Below are 18,055 nucleotides of genomic sequence, written 5' to 3'. Positions count from 1 at the left end.
AAAACGCATCTCAGGTCCGGGTGGAATGTGCTTCAGCACGGTCGTGTTTAATTTCGTCCATAATTCCACCGTTGAGGGGGCTCGAGGTGCGTTCTCTGTGTATGTATACTGAATAGGGAAAAGAAGGTTACAAAAAAGAGGTAAAAGGTAGAAAGTAAAAAGTATAAAGTTAAATATTGTGAGAAGTCGAAACTAAAAAACGACGGTGGGCGTAGTTATTGACGAGTGAATGCAAAAAGCTCATTATTATTACGTTACAATAATTTAACTTTATTATTATGAAAACAGAAAATCCAAACACTCCAATTTTCGGAACACCTGAAGAAGCCCGTGTAGCTCCTAAGTTTGAAATGCCTAAAACCTCTATGCCGGGAGAGGTGGCTTATCAGTTGGTACACGATGAAGCGATGATGGATGGAAATGCCCGATTGAATCTGGCCACTTTCGTTACCACTTGGATGGACGACTATGCCCGCCGGGTGATGACCGAAAATATGGACAAAAACATGATCGATAAAACCGAGTATCCGCAAACTGCCGAGATAGAAAGACGTTGTGTGAACATTATCGCTAAATTGTGGCATTCACCCGAACCTCCCTATTGCACCGGTACCAGTACCGTCGGTTCATCCGAAGCTTGTATGCTGGGAGGTATTGCTGCCCTGAAACGCTGGCAAAAACGTCGTCGTGCCAAAGGTTTGCCTACCAATAAACCTAATTTTATCATTTCCACCTGTATGCAGGTCGTTTGGGAAAAATTTGCCATCTATTGGGACGTTGAAATGAGAATGGTTCCCGTGACGATGGAAAAAATTACCATGGATCCGCAGGATGTGGTCGGTATGTGTGATGAAAATACCATTTGTGTCGTTCCGATTCAGGGGGTTACGATCACCGGATTGAATGATAATGTAAAAGAGATCAACGATGCCCTGGATAAACTGAACGCAGAAAAAGGATGGGAAATATGTATTCATGTGGATGCTGCTACCGGTGGTTTTATCCATCCGTTTATCGATCCGGATACCGTTTGGGATTTCCGTTTGAAATGGGTGTTATCTATCAGTGTTTCCGGCCATAAGTTCGGATTGGTATATCCGGGTGTCGGTTGGGTGGTTTGGAAAGATAAACAATATCTGCCCGAAGAGATGAACTTTGCCGTGAACTATCTGGGAGCCAACATTCCGAGTATTTCTATTAACTTCTCCCGTCCGGGCAATCAGGTATTGGCACAATACTACCAGTTCCTGCGTTTAGGTATGGAAGGTTACCGGCAGATCCAGCAGAATTGTATCGATGTATGTCTCTATCTGAAACAACAGTTAAAAGAGATGGGGATCTTTGAATTTTTCAGTGACGATATGCCTAATCCGTTGTTTATCTGGAAACTGAAAAATGATTCTTCCCGGAAATGGACGTTATATGACCTTTCGGATGCTTTGCATGCCCAGGGATGGCAGGTACCGGCTTATACCATGCCGAAGAATATGGAAGATGTCGTGATCATGCGTGTCGTTGTACGGCAGGGAACCGGTAAAGACCTGGCCGATCTATTGGTGAAAGATATTAAAACCAATATTGCCCAGTTGAATCAATTGCAGGAACCGACTAATAGCGCTATTTTGTGGAATAAGAGAGAACCACAAAAGCCCAGAGGATTTAATCACTCCAGATAATCTCTTTTAGAGAAAAGAAGGAGCTGGTCCCCAATGGGACCGGTGTTCCTTTCAAGAATGGATAGGCGTAAAAGGAATCGACAAAATTAGAATGATCGGTACGAATGGATCAGAGCCGCAGATTCGCCGGTCAAAATTCTGAAAGAATTCGCTAACCCAATTTGTAAACCGCTAATCTATCTGAAAAACTTTGCAGACAGATTAGCGGTTTTTATTTATTCTGTCACACAAGAAAGATTCAGATATTCAAACCAGTTGATATTGGTTTTACTTAGAAGGTAAATTGGGGATAAGCCTAATAAAAAGTACCATAAAAAGCTCCGTTTGCTTTCCATCTGGATGCGGGAATGAATAAGGATATGATGAAATTCAATTATCAGGCCGAAAGAATTCATATCGATACCGTTTATCCGAAATGCAAGAGTCGGGCTGCTTACCGAGGAAAAGAGGATAAAGATTGGTATTTGTATCCGGCAAAGTTTGCAGGTAATTAATTTGGGGGATTACGACTTTAGATAAATCGATTGTTTGCATCTTTCGTGTAATTCCGGGAAAAACTCCCGGAATATTTTTTGTAATCGTTCTCCGTGCTCCTGCATAAATAGCGGCGTTTGGGCAGGATCGATCTGCAATCCCCGGTAGCGGGTCATGATTTCCAGGGATTGCTGGATTCCCGTTAGGGAGGCATAACGGCACAATCGGTCAGTCAGGATGAAATGCCATATGAACCCCTGAAAACGTTCCGGCAGGTGGCGGTAGTTCCAGGCTAAGGCGGTATAAAACCTCCGGCTGAACCGTTTGAGGGGAAGACCGGCATAGTCCTGAAACCGGCTGGCCAGGAAATAATCGAACAAGATGTCGTTCACTACAGCCGAATAACGCCCGAAAGTTTCCCGGCCTATCCCTACGGCTTCCCGGACCAACGGATGCCGGTCCGAGAAAGCATCGATTTCGCGGTGTAACAAAATTCCTTGCTGGAATTTCCGGGGATATTGTTTATACCCGTCCCCTTTGACCCCATCCCCGATAAAATTACCGATCTGAATACAACGGTCATTACCCGAAAGGAAAATGTGGGCGAGATAGTTCATAATTCGTTCAGCTTATTTGTAAAGGACAAATTTGCACATTATAAACGATACTACCAAAGCCCCTTTGCGGGTTAAAAGCTGAAAAGATCGTTCAAGGCCTCACTCATAGAAGGATGCGTATAGATCTGATCCCGGAGCGACGAATAGTCTAGTCCGGCTTTCATGACCAGGGCCACATTGTTGATCACTTCGCCCGAATCGATACAAAACAGGGTACATCCCAGAATTTTTCCGTTTTTGGCATTTACGACAGATTTCAATACCCCGTTGGTATTACCTGATACCCGCGCTCGGGGGATGGCCTCGACCGGAATGGTTTTGGTCATCACTTCGTATCCTTTGGCGATGGCTTCTTGTTCTGTCAAACCGATGCGGGATAGAGGTGGATCGATAAATACCGTATATACGACAGGTTCCCGGTCGACAATGGTCCGGCTGCCTTTACCGAACAGTTGATCCCGGATAATCCTGTAATCGTCCTGGGAAATATAGGTGAATTGTTTCCCTCCGCTGACATCTCCCAACGCCCAGATATCCGATGCGGTTGTTTGCAGATATTCGTTTACGATGATCGCTCCATGTTCGTTTAAATGTATTCCGGCCACTCCCGGATCGAGGCTTTCGGTGTTGGGCTGACGGCCTGTCGCTACCAGAACAGCGTTGGCAAAGAGGCTGTGTTCGGTTTTATCGGTCGTATCCCGATAGGTCACTACGGTCTCTTCGTCGGTATCCTGGATCGATTGCATTTCTATACTGAAATGAAATTCTATTCCTTGGTTTTCCATTACTTTCCGTACAGCTTCGGCAATGGTTCTGTCTTCGCGGGATAAAAATTCCGTTGTGTTTTCCAATACGATTACCTTACTTCCGAAAGCCGCAAACATAGAAGCGAATTCCAACCCGATGTATCCTCCTCCGATGATGACCAGGGTTTCCGGTAGCAGGTCCAGTTCCAGGAGTGAGGTACTGGTATATACCCGTCGGCTTTCCCGGATACCTGATATCGGCGGGATCACCGGAAGAGCTCCGGTATCGATAAAGATCCGTTTCCCCTCGATCTCCAGACGGTCTGTTTCGGTGGTCACCTCTATTTTACGGGATGAGCGGAATGAGGCGACTCCTGTATATACCGTTATATTCGGATGGTCGTTGAGCCGGTCGAAATTTAATTTTCGTAAAGCGGTGGTAATTTCGTTTTTCTTTATGATAGCTTTCCGATAAGCTGCTGCCTTTTCTTCAAAAGAAGCCAGATTCAGTTCCTTTATCATTTGGGCCTGATGGATCAATGCTTTGGTCGGAATACAGGCGATATTGATGCAGGAGCCTCCGTACATCGCAGCCGAACGTTCGATTATGGCTACTTGCTGTCCCCGGTTAGCTAAATCAGCAGCCAGTAGTTTACCCCCTTTTCCAAATCCGATAATGATTGCGTCAAAATGTTCCATAAAATGGGTGATTGATTAAAATTTACAGAAATCTCCACTACTTACGAAAATCAAAGGTGAATTGTTTGATTACTCCTTAGAACATCCCTTCCGCGATTATCGTATACAGCAGACAAACGATCACATAAAAATGAAAAATATGAAAACCAGATTGATTCTTTTTATTTTGTTATTCATCAGTGGCTTTGCAATAGCCGGTTGTAAACAACAAAACCAGTATCGTCCCGATGCGAAAATCGTTGCGGCATTTAATAACAAGTATCCTCAGTCCGATAAAGTAGAGTGGGAACAAAAGCAGGGGTATTATGTCGCAGAATTCCGGGAAGACGGTATCGAACACGAGGCTTGGTTCGACGGAACCGGTAAATGGGTGATGACGGAAAGTAATCTGAGGTATAGTTCCCTGCCACAGGCCATCCGCGAACAATTCGAGAAAAGTGTTTACAGTACCTGGAAAAAAGACGATATCGACAAGATCGAACGGGCTGGAATGGAAGCAGTGTATATCATCGAACTCGAAAAAGAAGGATTGGATACCGACCTGTATTATGTCGGTAACGGCAATCTGATCAAAACCGTGAATGAAGTGTCTAAAGAGAAACGGAGTTCTTATATGCCTGTCGCTTCGGATATCCAGATTTGGATCAAACAAAAATATCCGGATGCTACCATCATTGAAATGGATAATGAAAAAGGTAAATTGGAAGTGGACATCCTGGATGGAGGAAAAGCTAAAGAATTGATTTTTCAGGGAAACGATTGGTTGTCGACTTCCTGGGAAGTGAGCAAGGCCGAAGTTCCTTCGGTAGTAATGGAAACTTTCCGGCATTCGAATTTTGGAAAATACCGCATCGACGATATTCATTTTTATGAGACGCCGAACAATTCGTATTACTATTTCGATCTGGAACAAGGAAATTCTGAAGTACATCTGTCTATCGATCCTACCGGAAATATCCTACAGTGATCCGATTTATCGGGACGATGAAGGTTAATTTATAAAGTCTGTAAAGTTTATGAAGTCCGAAGAATCCGATGACTATATAAACTTTACAGACTTTATAACTCTGAATTTAATTGGAATAAGGGTCCCGCTTTACGCATGTGTGTGTGTATGTGTGTATGTATGTAAGAAATGCATAAGTAGAATTTATCGTGTGAAATATCATAAAGAGTGTATGAATCGATTTCACCTGATTAGAAGATAATTCCGCGGGACCCTGTCTTTTTATGCAGCCTGTTTCTCTTATATCTGGTCAATTCCCGGCGACGTCACCGGAAGAATCTTTTACGTCCAAAACATTCAAAGATCTTGAATACTAATGATGTAGAAAAATGGAAAAAGTTACTTTTTGAGGAAATTTATTTATCGAAAAGTCCGTTACCGGCTAATTTAATCGACGTTTATTTTCTTCTCAAAACAAACAAATATTTCCTTTTTTTTAACATTATTAAGTAACTCTTATTCAGTCAATAAAGTATTTTGGTTTTGTGACCTATCCCTTTTTACATCTAACTATTTAAACGTCCATTTTTTATTGCAAGGAACTGTTTGAAACAGTACTTGATAGCGATGACAAAAATAGTTTATTTTTTATTATTCGCCAAATAAATTTGTTGATTTCAATTATTTTCTCTTGAAAGGCTTTTTGAAAGCCGGCCGCTCTATTTTTGTTTCTATTTAATTTATCTGAGTTTGTTAATGATATTTTTTGTATTTATTATTGTCGACAACACTAGGTTGATTGGACGGTTGGGAACAAATTTTCCTGTACCGGTGGAGGTATTTCCTGTTGCTCTGGGTCGAGCAGGAAATAAGAAAATTAGGGGCTACGGAAATTATGCTCCGGCTGGCAAAAGGGAAAGACGGACCGGTGGTGACAGAAAACATAATCTGGTTCTGGATGTTCGTTTCCGGGACATCGGTCCCGCATCGGAAAAAGATCACCGGTGTCGTGGAGAGTGGGGGGATATCGGCCCGAAGTGGTAGTTACTGGGTGAGAGTAGGTGGAAATAAACTTTTCTGGGATGATTACGTACAATAAATTCGATGAGATCGTTCATTTGTAAACTTGTATATTGGATTATGTTGAAGTTGTACGTATTTATTTTATGGGCTTTATTGCCGTTACTGACTATGGGAAAGGGAATTCTGATTCAAAATGTCGTGATTTTCGACGGGAAAAGTGAAAAGACCGTCACGGGAAATGTATGGATCGAGGACAATGCGATCCGGAAAGTATCGGCCGAACCGATTGTTGCCGGAGCAGAAGTAGAAGTGATCGATGGGCGGGGAAAATTTCTGATGCCCGGATTGATCGATGCACATTGGCATGCTTATCTGGCTGCTAATACGATGGTCGATTTGTTGACCGCTCATGCTTCTTATACACAGCTGAGAGCCGGAGAGGAAGCCGGGAAGACTCTTTTGCGGGGTTTTACGACGATCCGGGATGCGGGGGGACCGGTATTCGGACTGAAAAGGGCGATCGATGAGGGAACACTGCCGGGACCGCGTATTTATCCTAGTGGGGCGATTATTTCCGAAACAGGCGGACATGCCGATTTTCGTATGGTATACGATATCCCTGAGCCTTTCGATTGTTGCGGCCTGACTCATACCGAGAAAATCGGGGCTGCTATCATCGCCGACGGGGTGGATGCCGTGATCGTCGCTTCGCGGAATAACCTGCGTCTGGGTGCGAGTCAGATCAAGCTGATGGCAGGCGGAGGGGTCTCTTCGTTGTATGACCAGCTGGAAGATGTGCAGTATTTCGAAGATGAACTGCATGCGGCGGTAATGGCCGCCGAGGATGCGGGTACTTATGTGATGGTGCATGTCTATGTGCCGGAGGCGATCCGCCGGGCTATCCGGGCTGGGGTGAAAAGTATCGAACACGGTCAACTGATCGATGAACCGACGATGAAACTGATTGCAGAGAAAGGCGTGTGGTTGTCGATGCAACCCTTTATCGGAGAAGGAAATAATCATTATACCAATCCTGTACAGCAGGCGAAACACGAACTGGTGGTACAAGGCACCGACCGGGCCTATCAGCTGGCGAAGAAATACGGGGTGAAGCTGGCATGGGGTACCGACTTGCTTTTCAGTCCGGCCAATGCACGGAATCAAAACCTGAATATCGAAAAGATGACCCGCTGGTTTTCCAACTTTGAAATCCTGAAGATGATCACTCACGATAATGCCGAACTGTTGGCTCTGTCCGGCCGCCGTAATCCTTATCCCGGTAAACTGGGGGTGATCGAAGAGGGGGCTCTGGCCGATCTGATTGTGGTGGATGGAAATGCACTCGAAGATATAAAAGTGCTGACCGATCCTGGCAAGAATATGCTGTTGATCATGAAAGACGGCAAAATATATAAAAACGATTTATAATATCCGCTACCCCAGAGCCTTTTAGACCGGGATTTTTCCCCGGTTATCGATTAAACACTGCTTTGTATATTTGGAAAAAACAGAGCAGTGGTTAATCGATAACCGGGAGATTTATGTGTGTAGACGATACAGATAATCGGGGTATCCGGGTAGTTTTGTCTTCTAGATTTCAGGATATGAAGGCAGAAAGAAATTATCTTGTAGAGAAGATATAATTGGGGGGCATAAAATTGGATTTATGTTAGGGGATAACGCAAGAACAGACTGGCAACGGTAAGGGAACCGAAATTTACTTGTACGGGATTGAATATTCCCGCCCTTTGGGGCGAACGGTATGTATTTCCACTCCGGAAAAGAGGGGGCGTGCGATATGTTTTCTATGTACAGAGTCTGGAAGTATAAGTCTACAACTCTATCATGTTTTGGGGATGATCCTTTGTGGTCTTCAGACATTCAATCTAACCTTGCAGTTAATGAAAAAACGTATGGAGTTATCAGTACCAGATTCTGATTTACGACAGCATGAAGATCGTAGTGAAAGAGTCCGGTATTCCGGTTATACATGTCTGTCACAAATGAGGATTCGAATACATTTTCTGATAATTTTTGTTCGATATAGTTGTTTGTTACTGCAATTATTTATTATATTTAAGGCATAAATATAAATTATTATTATGCGTTTGAAATTGGTACTTAAAATTGTGGAAGGAACCGTTTTACCTTGTAATTATATGTATGAATTGTCAAGTTGTTTGTACAAGGTATTGAATGAAGGTAATCCGGTTTTTACTGCCTGGCTACATGATAAAGGATATTGTAAGGAAAAGAAAGCATTTAAATTATTTACCTTTTCGAATTTCTATTTTCCGTGTTTCAGAATCGAGGGGGATCGGATTTTTGTTTTGGCGGATACGGCCCAGTTGATTGTGTCGTTCTATCCGATAGAAGCAATTGATGCTTTTGTAATGGGTCTGTTTAAGAACAGGCAATTGGAGGTTGGTGACCGGAAATCGAGGGTCCGCTTTGAAGTCTTTAACTTAGAGCGGCAGGCTGAGCCGGAATTCACTTCCCGGATGTTTTTTAAAACTCTATCGCCTATGTTTATTGAAGAGCAATTACCGGAAACCCGGAAAGCGATACATCTTTCACCGGGGAATCCGAAGTTTGCAGAATTGTTGCATTTGAATCTGCTGGATAAATACAGGGTGTTTTATGGACAGGAACCCGATCCGTCCTGGCCTCTGACCCGCTTGCATTTGTTGTCTGAGCCCAAGCCTAAAACAATTGTGCTGAAGGTAGGTACTCCGGAGGAAACCAGAATGAAAGGATATACTTTCCGCTTTGAGCTGGAAGGACAGCCGGAATTATTGCGTCTGGGTTACGAAGGTGGTTTCGGACGATTGAACAGCCAGGGATTCGGTTGTGTGGAAGTGTTGAAACAGTGATAATAAGTTTAGTGTGTGTGGTGTTTGAGTTTTTATTCTGTTGTAAACGGGAAAACAAAACTTTTAACTCCTTGTTTGGGTATCCAGGTTGTTTTGGGTGAATTTGTAATAGTAGTGGGATAGAATTGAAATAACCCGCCGATGTCCATCGGGATACCGTAGGTACTTATTTTAATTGACCTAAGTAGATTTTTACAGAATGAAAATAAAACAATAATATGCTTCAGGAAATTAATAACTTTATGAATAGTTTGCCTGCTGAGTTAAAGCAGGCGGGGCTGAAGCCTAAAGAAGGACTGCATGTTTTGCTGAAAATCCAGGAAAAGGAGGGAACTCATTTTATGGACGAACAGTCTGTCTGCCGGGTTTGTCTGACCCGGAAAGCGACAGAATTCGATTATCCTTTTTTACAGCATTGTGCTGAGCTGGCTCAGGTGGGATGGTGTGTGAATACCAATAAATGTTTCGATCTTCCGGCTAAGGGGCTGCATTCCTGTTCTCCTTATTGCATTGCCTTGAAACGGGAATCTCTGGAAGGAGGAGGAAAATATGCGAAAGATAAGACTAAAATCTACGACCGTATCGATACTTATTTTGCTAATGCTTTATCCTACGTCGAAGAGGATAGCGAGAAAGAAAGAATAAGGGTTTTTCAGCATTTTATCAACTCCAAAGAGAAACTGAATGCTTTATTTGCCTGTTTTCAGTCAGAGGTTGATGAAGTCAAGGATAAGGAGTACATTATTCTTTATTTGGAGGAGGAGATGGAAAAATATCGCCGGGTTCATGAAAAATATTTGTCGGACAAATTATTCAATACCAATGAATACAATATTTCGGTAGAAAATCAACTCTATGGGACCAGCGATTTCCTGAATGGATTTCCAACTAAAAAGCCTTTTTTATCCCATCAGTCGGCTGTTTTCGATATTGCCGGGCGGATTACCGGAGAGATGGCTGGAAATCTCCATGATTTTCAGGAAATCATGCGCCGGAATGTTTTACCCCGTCCTTTGCCGTTGTTTGTTTACCGGGAAGAGTTGCAGACCGAAATGCTTGCGGTTTTCTCCCGGTATTTGGCGGATGGCAAGAGGATCGGTTATCAGGAGATCATACGGGAGCTTTATAAAAATCATCAGGACGATATCGGTGATTATTATTTATTGTATTACTATGGCGATACGGTTTGTGATTTCGATTTTGTTTCCCGTTTCCGCTATCGTTTGCAGAGTGGGGATAAAGAAGGTTGGATGGTAAAAGATCATTTTCAGATCGGTTTTACGGAGAAAATAAGCCATGTATTTGAGTTGGAGGAAAAAGTGTTACGCGAAATATTTAATAACTCGTTGATTACACGAACGAAAGCCGGAGATACACAACGTAAATATTTCGATGAATTAGAACCGAAATACTGTAAATCGGAAAATAACTATTTATTGGTATTGAAGTATCGGCAAGCTTTTTATGATTATATCTATAAATCCAGATTACAGGCTGTTACCCGTCCTATGTTCGATCATATTTTATTGACCGGTATTTTGGAGGATATCCGTTTGGATGAATTAAAAGGAAACCAGCATACCCAACGCTGGGGGATTTTGTCTAAAATGAACATTTGGTTCAGTTTGGCTGAACGTTTTGATTTACAATTTAAAAATACAGATACTATGGCAAGTAAATTGGAAGAACAGAGAGTGTTTATGGTTGCCTTATCGCAAGGTGAGGCTATATTGGAAAACGACGAACAATATGCTTTTGCAGCCGGACAGGTGATTTACTATTTATTACATAAGAGTAAGACGGCAGACAAAAGTTATAAACGGCTGGAGCCTTTTTTGCAGCAGGTGCACGCCTCTGAATTGAATAAAGCGATTGCCCGGCTTTTCGATACCTATAAGCATGAGAATTTTTCAGGCAATTTCCGTCATCCGTTTGCATCGGTTATGGCCTATCAGACCCAAGCGAATATGCGGGACTACCTGCCCATGATGCTGGCCGGGATTTTTTCGGATAATCTGCTTTTTAGCGTTAATAAATCAGAAGAAACAAATGAAGAAAACTAACTTAAAATAAAACATTATGAGTAATACATTTAAAAACAGAGTGTTTGGTTGTGTGGTAATCAAATCTGTCAATTCCAATTATAATGCGGACTTTTCACATCAGCCCCGTACTTTGCCCGATGGGTCGGTATATGCAACAGATAAAGCATTGAAATATACCGTTCGGAATTATATAGATAAAAATTATCCGGAAGACAAGGTATTTTATTTTAAAAGCCTGAATGGAGATATGCAGCCCCGGGATTTAGACCAGAATTATGCCCGTTTCTTCGGCGATTATCCGAAAGCGGATAAGAAAGAGGCGGTCAAGGCGCGTAAAGTGATTCTGGGAAATTTGTTGAGCTGTCTGGATGTACGGTTATTTGGCGGAACTTTTGCCAGTAAAACGGCCAATTTGTCTATTCATGGTGTTGTACAACCGACGCATGGGGTGAACCGATATGTGGAAGGGATTATCTATTCAGAGCAGATTGCTTCGCCTTTCCGGAACTCCAATGATAATAGTACGGATTCGATGCAAACGACTTTAGGAACCCAATTTAAATTACAGGAAGGCCATTACGTACATCATTTTTCAGTCAATCCCGGTAATTTAGACGAACTGACTGAATTTGTCGATAATGGAAGATTAACGGGGGAGGATATTGCCAAATTGAAAGAAGCTTTACGTTGCGGAGTGACATATTATGATTCCTCTTCCAAGGCAGGAACGGAGAATGAGGCCTTGTTGTGGGTGGAATTGAAAGAAGAGTCGAAGCTGGTATTACCCTCTTTCGTGGATTTGATAGAGGTAAATGCAGAACGGGAAATTGATTTTGCGAAAGTGAGTACCTTATTGTCCAAAGAAAAAATCAAAAATGAGATCTCAAAAATTGAATTGTTTTACAATAAGGGAATTACAAAAGTGATTCATCTGCCGGAAGGAACGGTCGAACTTGAATTGAACGGGTTATGAATAATCAACGACTGATTTCATTTGATATACAGGCTGATTTCGGTTTCTTCAAAAAGCCCGATTACAATGATGGGGTGTTGCTGACCTATAATATGTTACATAAGCCCGCCCTGTTAGGCATATTGGGGGCTATTATCGGTTTGCGGGGTTATCGGAAAAAAGGAGAATGGCCGGAATATTACCAGCGGTTGGCTGCCCTCCCGGTGGGAATAGAACCTTTGGAGGGGAGACATGAGAAAGGGAATTTTCAGAAAACGATAGTCAAGTATACGAATACGGTCGGATATGCTAATCAGGATGGTAACCTGCTGGTTGAAGAGAGTATGCTGATTCGTCCGGCCTATCGCTGCTATCTTTTGTTGTCGGAAGAGCATCCGGATCACCGGAAGTTGTACGAGTATATCCGGGAAGGATGGGCCGAGTATATTCCCTATTTGGGTAAAAATGAATATCCGGCCTGGTTCGGAGATTCGTTCCGGGAATATGCTTTTAAAACTTTTGTACCGGAAACTGATTTCCGGGTTTCATCCTTGTTTATCAAAGAAGGAGTATTGAAAGGACAGCAGGTAAAGGCCAGTTTTTCGTTTTCGCTGAAAGGCATAGTGAATCGAGGTAGTTTTGTGTATTTCGAACGTTTGCCTGTTGGTTTTCATCCGGTTCTGATGCAATATGAATTGGCCGACTTCGCTTTTACGGATTGGACCTTACAGGCTGCCACGCAGATGGTAAATTTGTATCAGCTGGAAGAGGAAGGAAAGATTGTTCAATTGTTTTGAATATGAAAGACTGTAAAGAAATAATTCAGGGCCAGATGGAGTTATTGTTCGGCAGGTTGAAAAATGATTCTTATCTGGCACATATTTGTCCCGGAAAATCTGCCGAATCTTTGCAGGAACATACGGCCAAAGTGGTTGAAAGGGCTTGTTGGCTGATCGGCAAGCACGGTTTGGAGAAGGTCGTCGATCGTTTGATTCCGGGGATTGCCGGAAAATACTCGGAGAATGTGCAGGAAGAGTTGAAACGGATGTTTATGGCGGTGTTTGTTTTTCATGATACAGGTAAGGTAAACGATAATTTTCAATATTCCAGGATGTTGAATCGGTTGTTTAAACATCGGAAGACGGAAATATTGGTACCTGCCTATGGACATTCGTTTTTGAGCGCCTGGCTGTTTCTGGCTTTTGAATTGGACCGTGTGTGGCAAGATCCGTGCCTGACGGAGGAAGAAAAAAAGATGCTGTTTGTCTATGCTTTTTTCTTTGCCTATGTTATCCGGCAGCATCATAGCGGCGGTTTGGGATGTGCCGATGAGGAGGAGTTTTTTAATTCATTTGCCGGGGGATATGAAGAATTGCATACTTATCTGACGGTTTGGGGATATGAAGGGGATTTTACTTGTGTCGAAGCTGTATTCGAGCATATTGTTGCTATCCGAAAGGAAACGGATGCGCAACGGGAAGCTTCTTTTGCTTTGTATGCGCTGATTAAATTGAATTCTTCTGTTCTGACGGCTGCCGATTATCTGGCGACTCATGCATATATGACTGGGAGACAGGTGAAAGAGGCCGGAATTTTTGAAGACCGTCACCGGGTAGAGGAAATGATCGGGCATCTGCGAAATTACAAGCATAACCGGGGGATATATGAACAATTGGATAAATTTGTTTTTGAGTATCCGCAGGAAAAATCCGGTGATCACTTGAATCGGCTGCGAACCGGAATGGCTGTGGAAGTCATCCGGACCGTTCGTGAACATTCTGATGATCGTTTGTTTTATATTGAGGCTCCGACGGGAGGGGGAAAGACAAATTTATCCATGCTGGCGGTGACTGAATTAATGGCCGTCCATCCTGAGATTCAGAAAGTATTTTATGTATTTCCCTATACGACTCTGATTACCCAGACAAATCAGACACTGAAAAATGCTTTGGGCTTGACTTCTACGGAACTGGCGGAGTTACATTCCAAAGCCGGATTTAATGAAAAAACGGAGGAAAGAGAGGATGGACTGTATGCGGATAAAAAGCAGGATTATATCGATCGTTTGTTTGCCCTTTTTCCTGTGTGCGTTATGTCGCATGTGAAGTTCTTCGATATGTTGAAAACAAACCGGAAGGAAGCGAATTATTTACTCCACCGCCTGGCGAATGCGGTGGTGGTTATCGATGAATTGCAGACCTATAATCCGCTTTTGTGGGATAAAATGTATTATTTGATTGAACATTATGCCCGCTTTTTTCAGGTTCGTTTTATTCTGATGTCCGCGACTTTACCTAAGATCGGTAAACTGAGAATTCCTTTGAAGGAAAGAACCGGATTTGTGGATTTGTTGCCTCAGGCAAAATCTTATATGCAGAATCCAAATTTTGCCGGGAGAGTGGAGTTCAGGTTTGAGTTGTTCCAGGAAGAGATCGATATGAACGATTTAGCGGATTTTGTTCTTGGGAAATCAGTGGAATATCGGGATAAACCGGGGAAGAACGGGACGGTTCATACCATAATAGAGTTTATCACTAAAAAATCTGCCGCGGAATTTTATGCTTTCATACAAGAAAAGGAGCCCTTTTTTGACGAGGTATTCCTTCTCTCCGGGACAATTCTGGAACCCCGGAGGCGGGAAATTATCAATGAGCTGAAAAATCCGCTCAGCCGGAAGAAAAATATATTGCTAATCACGACACAGGTTGTTGAAGCTGGGGTCGATATCGATATGGATTTAGGATTTAAAAATATATCCTTGATCGACAGTGATGAACAGTTGGCCGGGAGGGTAAACCGGAATGCCTGTAAAGTGGGCTGTGAAGTCTATTTGTTCCGACTGGATAATGCAAGTGTCTTGTATGGAAAAGATAAAAGATATCAGATGGTCCGGGAACAAATTTCTGTCGGTGAATATGAACGTATTCTTCGTGAAAAAGATTTCGGATGTTTGTATGAATTGGTTTTTGAGAAGATAAATTGGATGAACGAACAGACTTATGTGCAGAATTTCCGTTCGGGATTTTTGAGATTTGTCGAAGGGTTGGATTTTCAACAGGTAGATCGTAATTTTCAGGTAATCGAGCAGCAGAATGAAACTGTTTTTGTCCCTATACCGTTGCCGGTAGAAGTGGATTCGATGACAGAAGGTGTTAAAGAGCGTCTGTTTTCTGACCGGGAACTTCAATTTCTGGAAGATTTTGGGGTTGTGCCTTGTGAGGGACTGTTGGATGGAAAGGAAGTGTGGGAGGTGTACGAACGTCTCGTATATCGTGATCATCCTGCAAAATTTGATCTGGAAGAAAAGGTCGGTTTTAAAATCATGCAGCGGATATTGTCGTGTTTTACTTTTTCTTTGGTTGGTTATTCGAAAGAATTGCAGGAGTTGAAAGGGGGGACGGGGGAAGAAAAGTTGGGGTATTTTTATTTATCCCATTGGGAAGATGAGGGGGTGAACGGAAAATTGTACGACTATAAAATGGGATTGAATAACAGAGCATTGAAAGATATAACTTTTATATGATAAATGTGACAGGAACTTTGATTAATCTTTATCAGGTGTGTAAACGGGAAACGTGGTTACATGCCAATGGTATCCGGATGGAACATACCTCGGATGTAGTCACGGAAGGAAAGCTGGTACATGAGACTTCGTATCCGAACCGGGCAGCCAGATATGAAGAAGTGAGAATCGGTGGTTCTGTGATTGATTTTTATGATCCGAAAGAGAAGGTGATTCATGAAATCAAAAAATCTACATCGAAAGAGGAGGCGTATATCTGGCAGGTGAAATATTATTTGCTTTTGTTTGAACGGGAAGGAATAGCCGATGTGGTGGGGATGTTGGAATACCCTTTACTGAGGGAGACGATGCGGGTGGAGTTGGAAGAGGGGGACCGGGAAATATTGCGTCAGATGGAGGTGGAGATCCGACAGCTGATCGGGGAGGAGGCATGTCCGCCTGCTTTATCCAAAGGAAAATGCGGAGCCTGTTCATATTATGAATTTTGTTATTCCGGAGAAGGGGAATGAAACAGGGAATAAATGTTTTTTAATGGACTTAAAATTGTTTTATGAAAAGGACGTACTATTTATTTAATCCCGGGCGGTTGAGCCGGAAGGATAATACGCTGAAATTTACTCCGGTAGACGAAGAGGGACAGGAAGGGCAACCCCGTTACATTCCTATTGAAACCGTAGATAATCTCTTTGTATTCGGTAGTTTGGATACCAATAGTATGATGTACAATTTTCTGGGTAAGCATCAGGTGGCGGTTCATTTTTTCGATTATTATGAACATTATACCGGTTCGTTTATGCCTAAAGATTACCTGTTATCCGGCAAGATGCAGATTGCCCAGATGAAGCACCATATCCGGCAGGAAAAACGGATGGCAATTGCCCGAAGTTTTATCGATGGGGCAGCGTTTAACATGTTGAAGAATCTGAGATATTATACGAATCGGGGAAAAGATACCAGGCAACAGATTGAACGGATAGAAGCCTATATTCCATTGATTGCTACTGCAACCGATATTCCGATGTTGATGGGAATCGAGGGGAATATCCGTCAAACCTATTATGAGGCATTTGATACGATTATCGATGGTTTTTCCATGGGAAACCGGACAAAGATGCCACCTTCCAATGAGGTGAATGCGATGATTTCTTTTGCTAACAGTATGTGTTATTCGTTATGTCTGGATGCCATTTATCATACCCAATTGAATCCGACGATCAGCTTTCTGCATGAGCCGGGGGAAAGGCGTTATTCTCTGGCTCTGGATATGGCAGAAATCTTTAAACCCATATTGGCGGACCGATTGATTTTCTCCATGTTTAACCGTAAACAGTTAAGGGAATCGGATTTCGATCAACACTTAAATCGATGTCTGCTAAAGCAATCTTCTATGAAAAAAGTAGCCCAGGAATGGGAAGAGAGGACGAAAGAGACGATAAAACACCGGAAGTTGGGAAGAAGTGTCAGTTACAGGCATTTGATTAAATTAGAATGTTATAAACTGACCAAGCATTTATTGGGGATGGAAGAATATAAACCTTTGAAAATGTGGTGGTAATGTATGTCATTTTAGTATATGATGTCGATCAGAAGCGGACGGCTAAAATGTTGAAATTGTGCCGGCGTTACCTTTCATGGATACAAAACAGTGTATTTGAAGGGGAGATTTCAGAAGTACAGTTGAAGCAATTAACATCGGAAGCCCGGAATCTTATGGATGAAAAGGATAGTTTGATTTTCTTTAAAAGCCGGGACGAAAAATGGCTGGAAAAAGAGATTATAGGAGATGAAAAAGCCAGCGTTTCTAATTTTTTATAGCGTCGACCTTAAAAAAATGATTGGGGGTTGAGAGAGTAATTACAATAGAAATGGAATAATAGTTCTTTGACATGTTGAAAATGAATAATTTAAAAGTTGTTGTCGAAGGTCAGGGTAAATTTAAGAATTGAAGGTCGACTGCAAATGTTTGTAAAAAATGAGAATAAATGGATGATAAATCATTGATTTTGAAGTATATTTGTTGGCGTTTTTAACGGCTTTTAATTGAACTAAGGTAGAATTGAAACGATTCTATAAACTTAGCCGCAGCAGAGGGGCCTAAGCTTTTAATTGAACTAAGGTAGAATTGAAACTAATAGAATCTTCAGACAGCTCTTTCACTGCCTGCTTTTAATTGAACTAAGGTAGAATTGAAACAGGAGTTTAGAAAAGTCTCCTTTCCTACTTTCTTCACTTTTAATTGAACTAAGGTAGAATTGAAACGTGTTTAAAACTTGTAATGTTTTTACAATATTGTTGCTTTTAATTGAACTAAGGTAGAATTGAAACTATCATTCAAATGCCGATGCTTCACCTTCGAATGTACTTTTAATTGAACTAAGGTAGAATTGAAACCTTTAAAGAAACCATAATTCAACGAATAAACAGGAGCTTTTAAGTGAACTAAGGTAGAAGTGAAACTGACAGAATCTTCAGGCAACTCTT

15 protein-coding genes and 1 CRISPR repeat array are annotated in these 18,055 nt (G+C 42.1%); of the genes, 13 read left to right on the top strand and 2 right to left on the bottom strand.

Features of this window, described 5'->3' with window-relative positions:
* The first annotated feature begins 278 nt into the window (after nt 1–278).
* On the top strand, nt 279–1,676 hold the full coding sequence (gene gad / locus AC5RDS_RS16310; protein ID WP_013611565.1) for a glutamate decarboxylase: 1,398 nt from the start codon (nt 279–281) through the stop codon (nt 1,674–1,676).
* 359 nt (nt 1,677–2,035) lie between these two features.
* Nucleotides 2,036–2,170, top strand: a complete 135-nt coding sequence (locus AC5RDS_RS16305; protein ID WP_157741830.1) for a hypothetical protein — start codon at nt 2,036–2,038, stop codon at nt 2,168–2,170.
* A gap of 9 nt (nt 2,171–2,179) precedes the next feature.
* Here AC5RDS_RS16305 and AC5RDS_RS16300 read toward each other — a convergent pair whose 3' ends face one another.
* Nucleotides 2,180–2,767, bottom strand: coding sequence for an acyl carrier protein phosphodiesterase (locus AC5RDS_RS16300; protein WP_013611564.1), 588 nt, complete (start codon nt 2,765–2,767; stop codon nt 2,180–2,182).
* Nucleotides 2,768–2,838: 71 nt separating this feature from the next.
* Nucleotides 2,839–4,212 (bottom strand): FAD-dependent oxidoreductase, encoded by a 1,374-nt coding sequence (locus tag AC5RDS_RS16295; RefSeq protein ID WP_013611563.1) that lies wholly within the window; start codon nt 4,210–4,212, stop codon nt 2,839–2,841.
* Between the two features lie 139 nt (nt 4,213–4,351).
* On the opposite strand from AC5RDS_RS16295, the gene AC5RDS_RS16290 reads away from it, so the two are divergent.
* The 11 genes from AC5RDS_RS16290 to cas2 all read left to right on the top strand — a co-directional run bounded on the left by AC5RDS_RS16290 (nt 4,352) and on the right by cas2 (nt 17,389).
* Complete coding sequence (locus AC5RDS_RS16290) at nt 4,352–5,179, top strand: PepSY-like domain-containing protein (RefSeq protein ID WP_013611562.1); 828 nt, start codon at nt 4,352–4,354, stop codon at nt 5,177–5,179.
* A 778-nt stretch (nt 5,180–5,957) separates the two neighbouring features.
* Nucleotides 5,958–6,257, top strand: coding sequence for a ribose-5-phosphate isomerase A (locus AC5RDS_RS16285; protein ID WP_140398583.1), 300 nt, complete (start codon nt 5,958–5,960; stop codon nt 6,255–6,257).
* A 92-nt stretch (nt 6,258–6,349) separates the two neighbouring features.
* Nucleotides 6,350–7,609 carry a metal-dependent hydrolase family protein gene (locus AC5RDS_RS16280; RefSeq protein WP_041557234.1) on the top strand — a complete coding sequence of 420 codons (1,260 nt, stop codon included), beginning with the start codon at nt 6,350–6,352 and terminating at the stop codon, nt 7,607–7,609.
* A gap of 674 nt (nt 7,610–8,283) precedes the next feature.
* Entirely contained in the window at nt 8,284–9,054 is a 771-nt protein-coding gene (cas6, locus tag AC5RDS_RS16275; protein WP_013611559.1) for a CRISPR-associated endoribonuclease Cas6, read from the top strand.
* A gap of 242 nt (nt 9,055–9,296) precedes the next feature.
* Complete coding sequence (locus tag AC5RDS_RS16270) at nt 9,297–11,117, top strand: hypothetical protein (RefSeq protein ID WP_197699709.1); 1,821 nt, start codon at nt 9,297–9,299, stop codon at nt 11,115–11,117.
* 16 nt (nt 11,118–11,133) lie between these two features.
* Nucleotides 11,134–12,072, top strand: coding sequence for a type I CRISPR-associated protein Cas7 (locus AC5RDS_RS16265; protein WP_013611557.1), 939 nt, complete (start codon nt 11,134–11,136; stop codon nt 12,070–12,072).
* Nucleotides 12,069–12,848: a type I-B CRISPR-associated protein Cas5b gene (gene cas5b, locus AC5RDS_RS16260; protein ID WP_013611556.1), complete on the top strand. Its 780-nt coding sequence runs from the start codon at nt 12,069–12,071 to the stop codon at nt 12,846–12,848. The genes AC5RDS_RS16265 and cas5b overlap by 4 nt, the downstream gene beginning before the upstream one ends.
* Nucleotides 12,849–12,850: 2 nt before the next feature.
* The gene (locus AC5RDS_RS16255) at nt 12,851–15,574 is read left to right on the top strand and encodes a CRISPR-associated helicase/endonuclease Cas3 (RefSeq protein WP_041556492.1); all 2,724 of its coding nucleotides are present in this window, start codon (nt 12,851–12,853) and stop codon (nt 15,572–15,574) included.
* Entirely contained in the window at nt 15,571–16,083 is a 513-nt protein-coding gene (gene cas4, locus AC5RDS_RS16250; RefSeq protein WP_013611554.1) for a CRISPR-associated protein Cas4, read from the top strand. The genes AC5RDS_RS16255 and cas4 overlap by 4 nt, the downstream gene beginning before the upstream one ends.
* Before the next feature lie 41 nt (nt 16,084–16,124).
* Entirely contained in the window at nt 16,125–17,129 is a 1,005-nt protein-coding gene (gene cas1b, locus AC5RDS_RS16245; protein WP_013611553.1) for a type I-B CRISPR-associated endonuclease Cas1b, read from the top strand.
* A complete protein-coding gene (gene cas2 / locus AC5RDS_RS16240; RefSeq protein ID WP_013611552.1) occupies nt 17,129–17,389 on the top strand; it encodes a CRISPR-associated endonuclease Cas2 in 261 nt (86 codons plus the stop codon). The genes cas1b and cas2 overlap by 1 nt, the downstream gene beginning before the upstream one ends.
* 218 nt (nt 17,390–17,607) lie before the next feature.
* Nucleotides 17,608–18,031: direct repeats of the CRISPR family, unit length 30 nt; unit sequence CTTTTAATTGAACTAAGGTAGAATTGAAAC.
* Nucleotides 18,032–18,055: the final 24 nt, after the last annotated feature.

The sequence above is a fragment of the Odoribacter sp. genome, assembly GCF_985060555.1.
The sequence above is the reverse complement of the archived record's forward strand: the minus strand, read 5'-3'. Positions and strand labels throughout refer to the sequence as shown.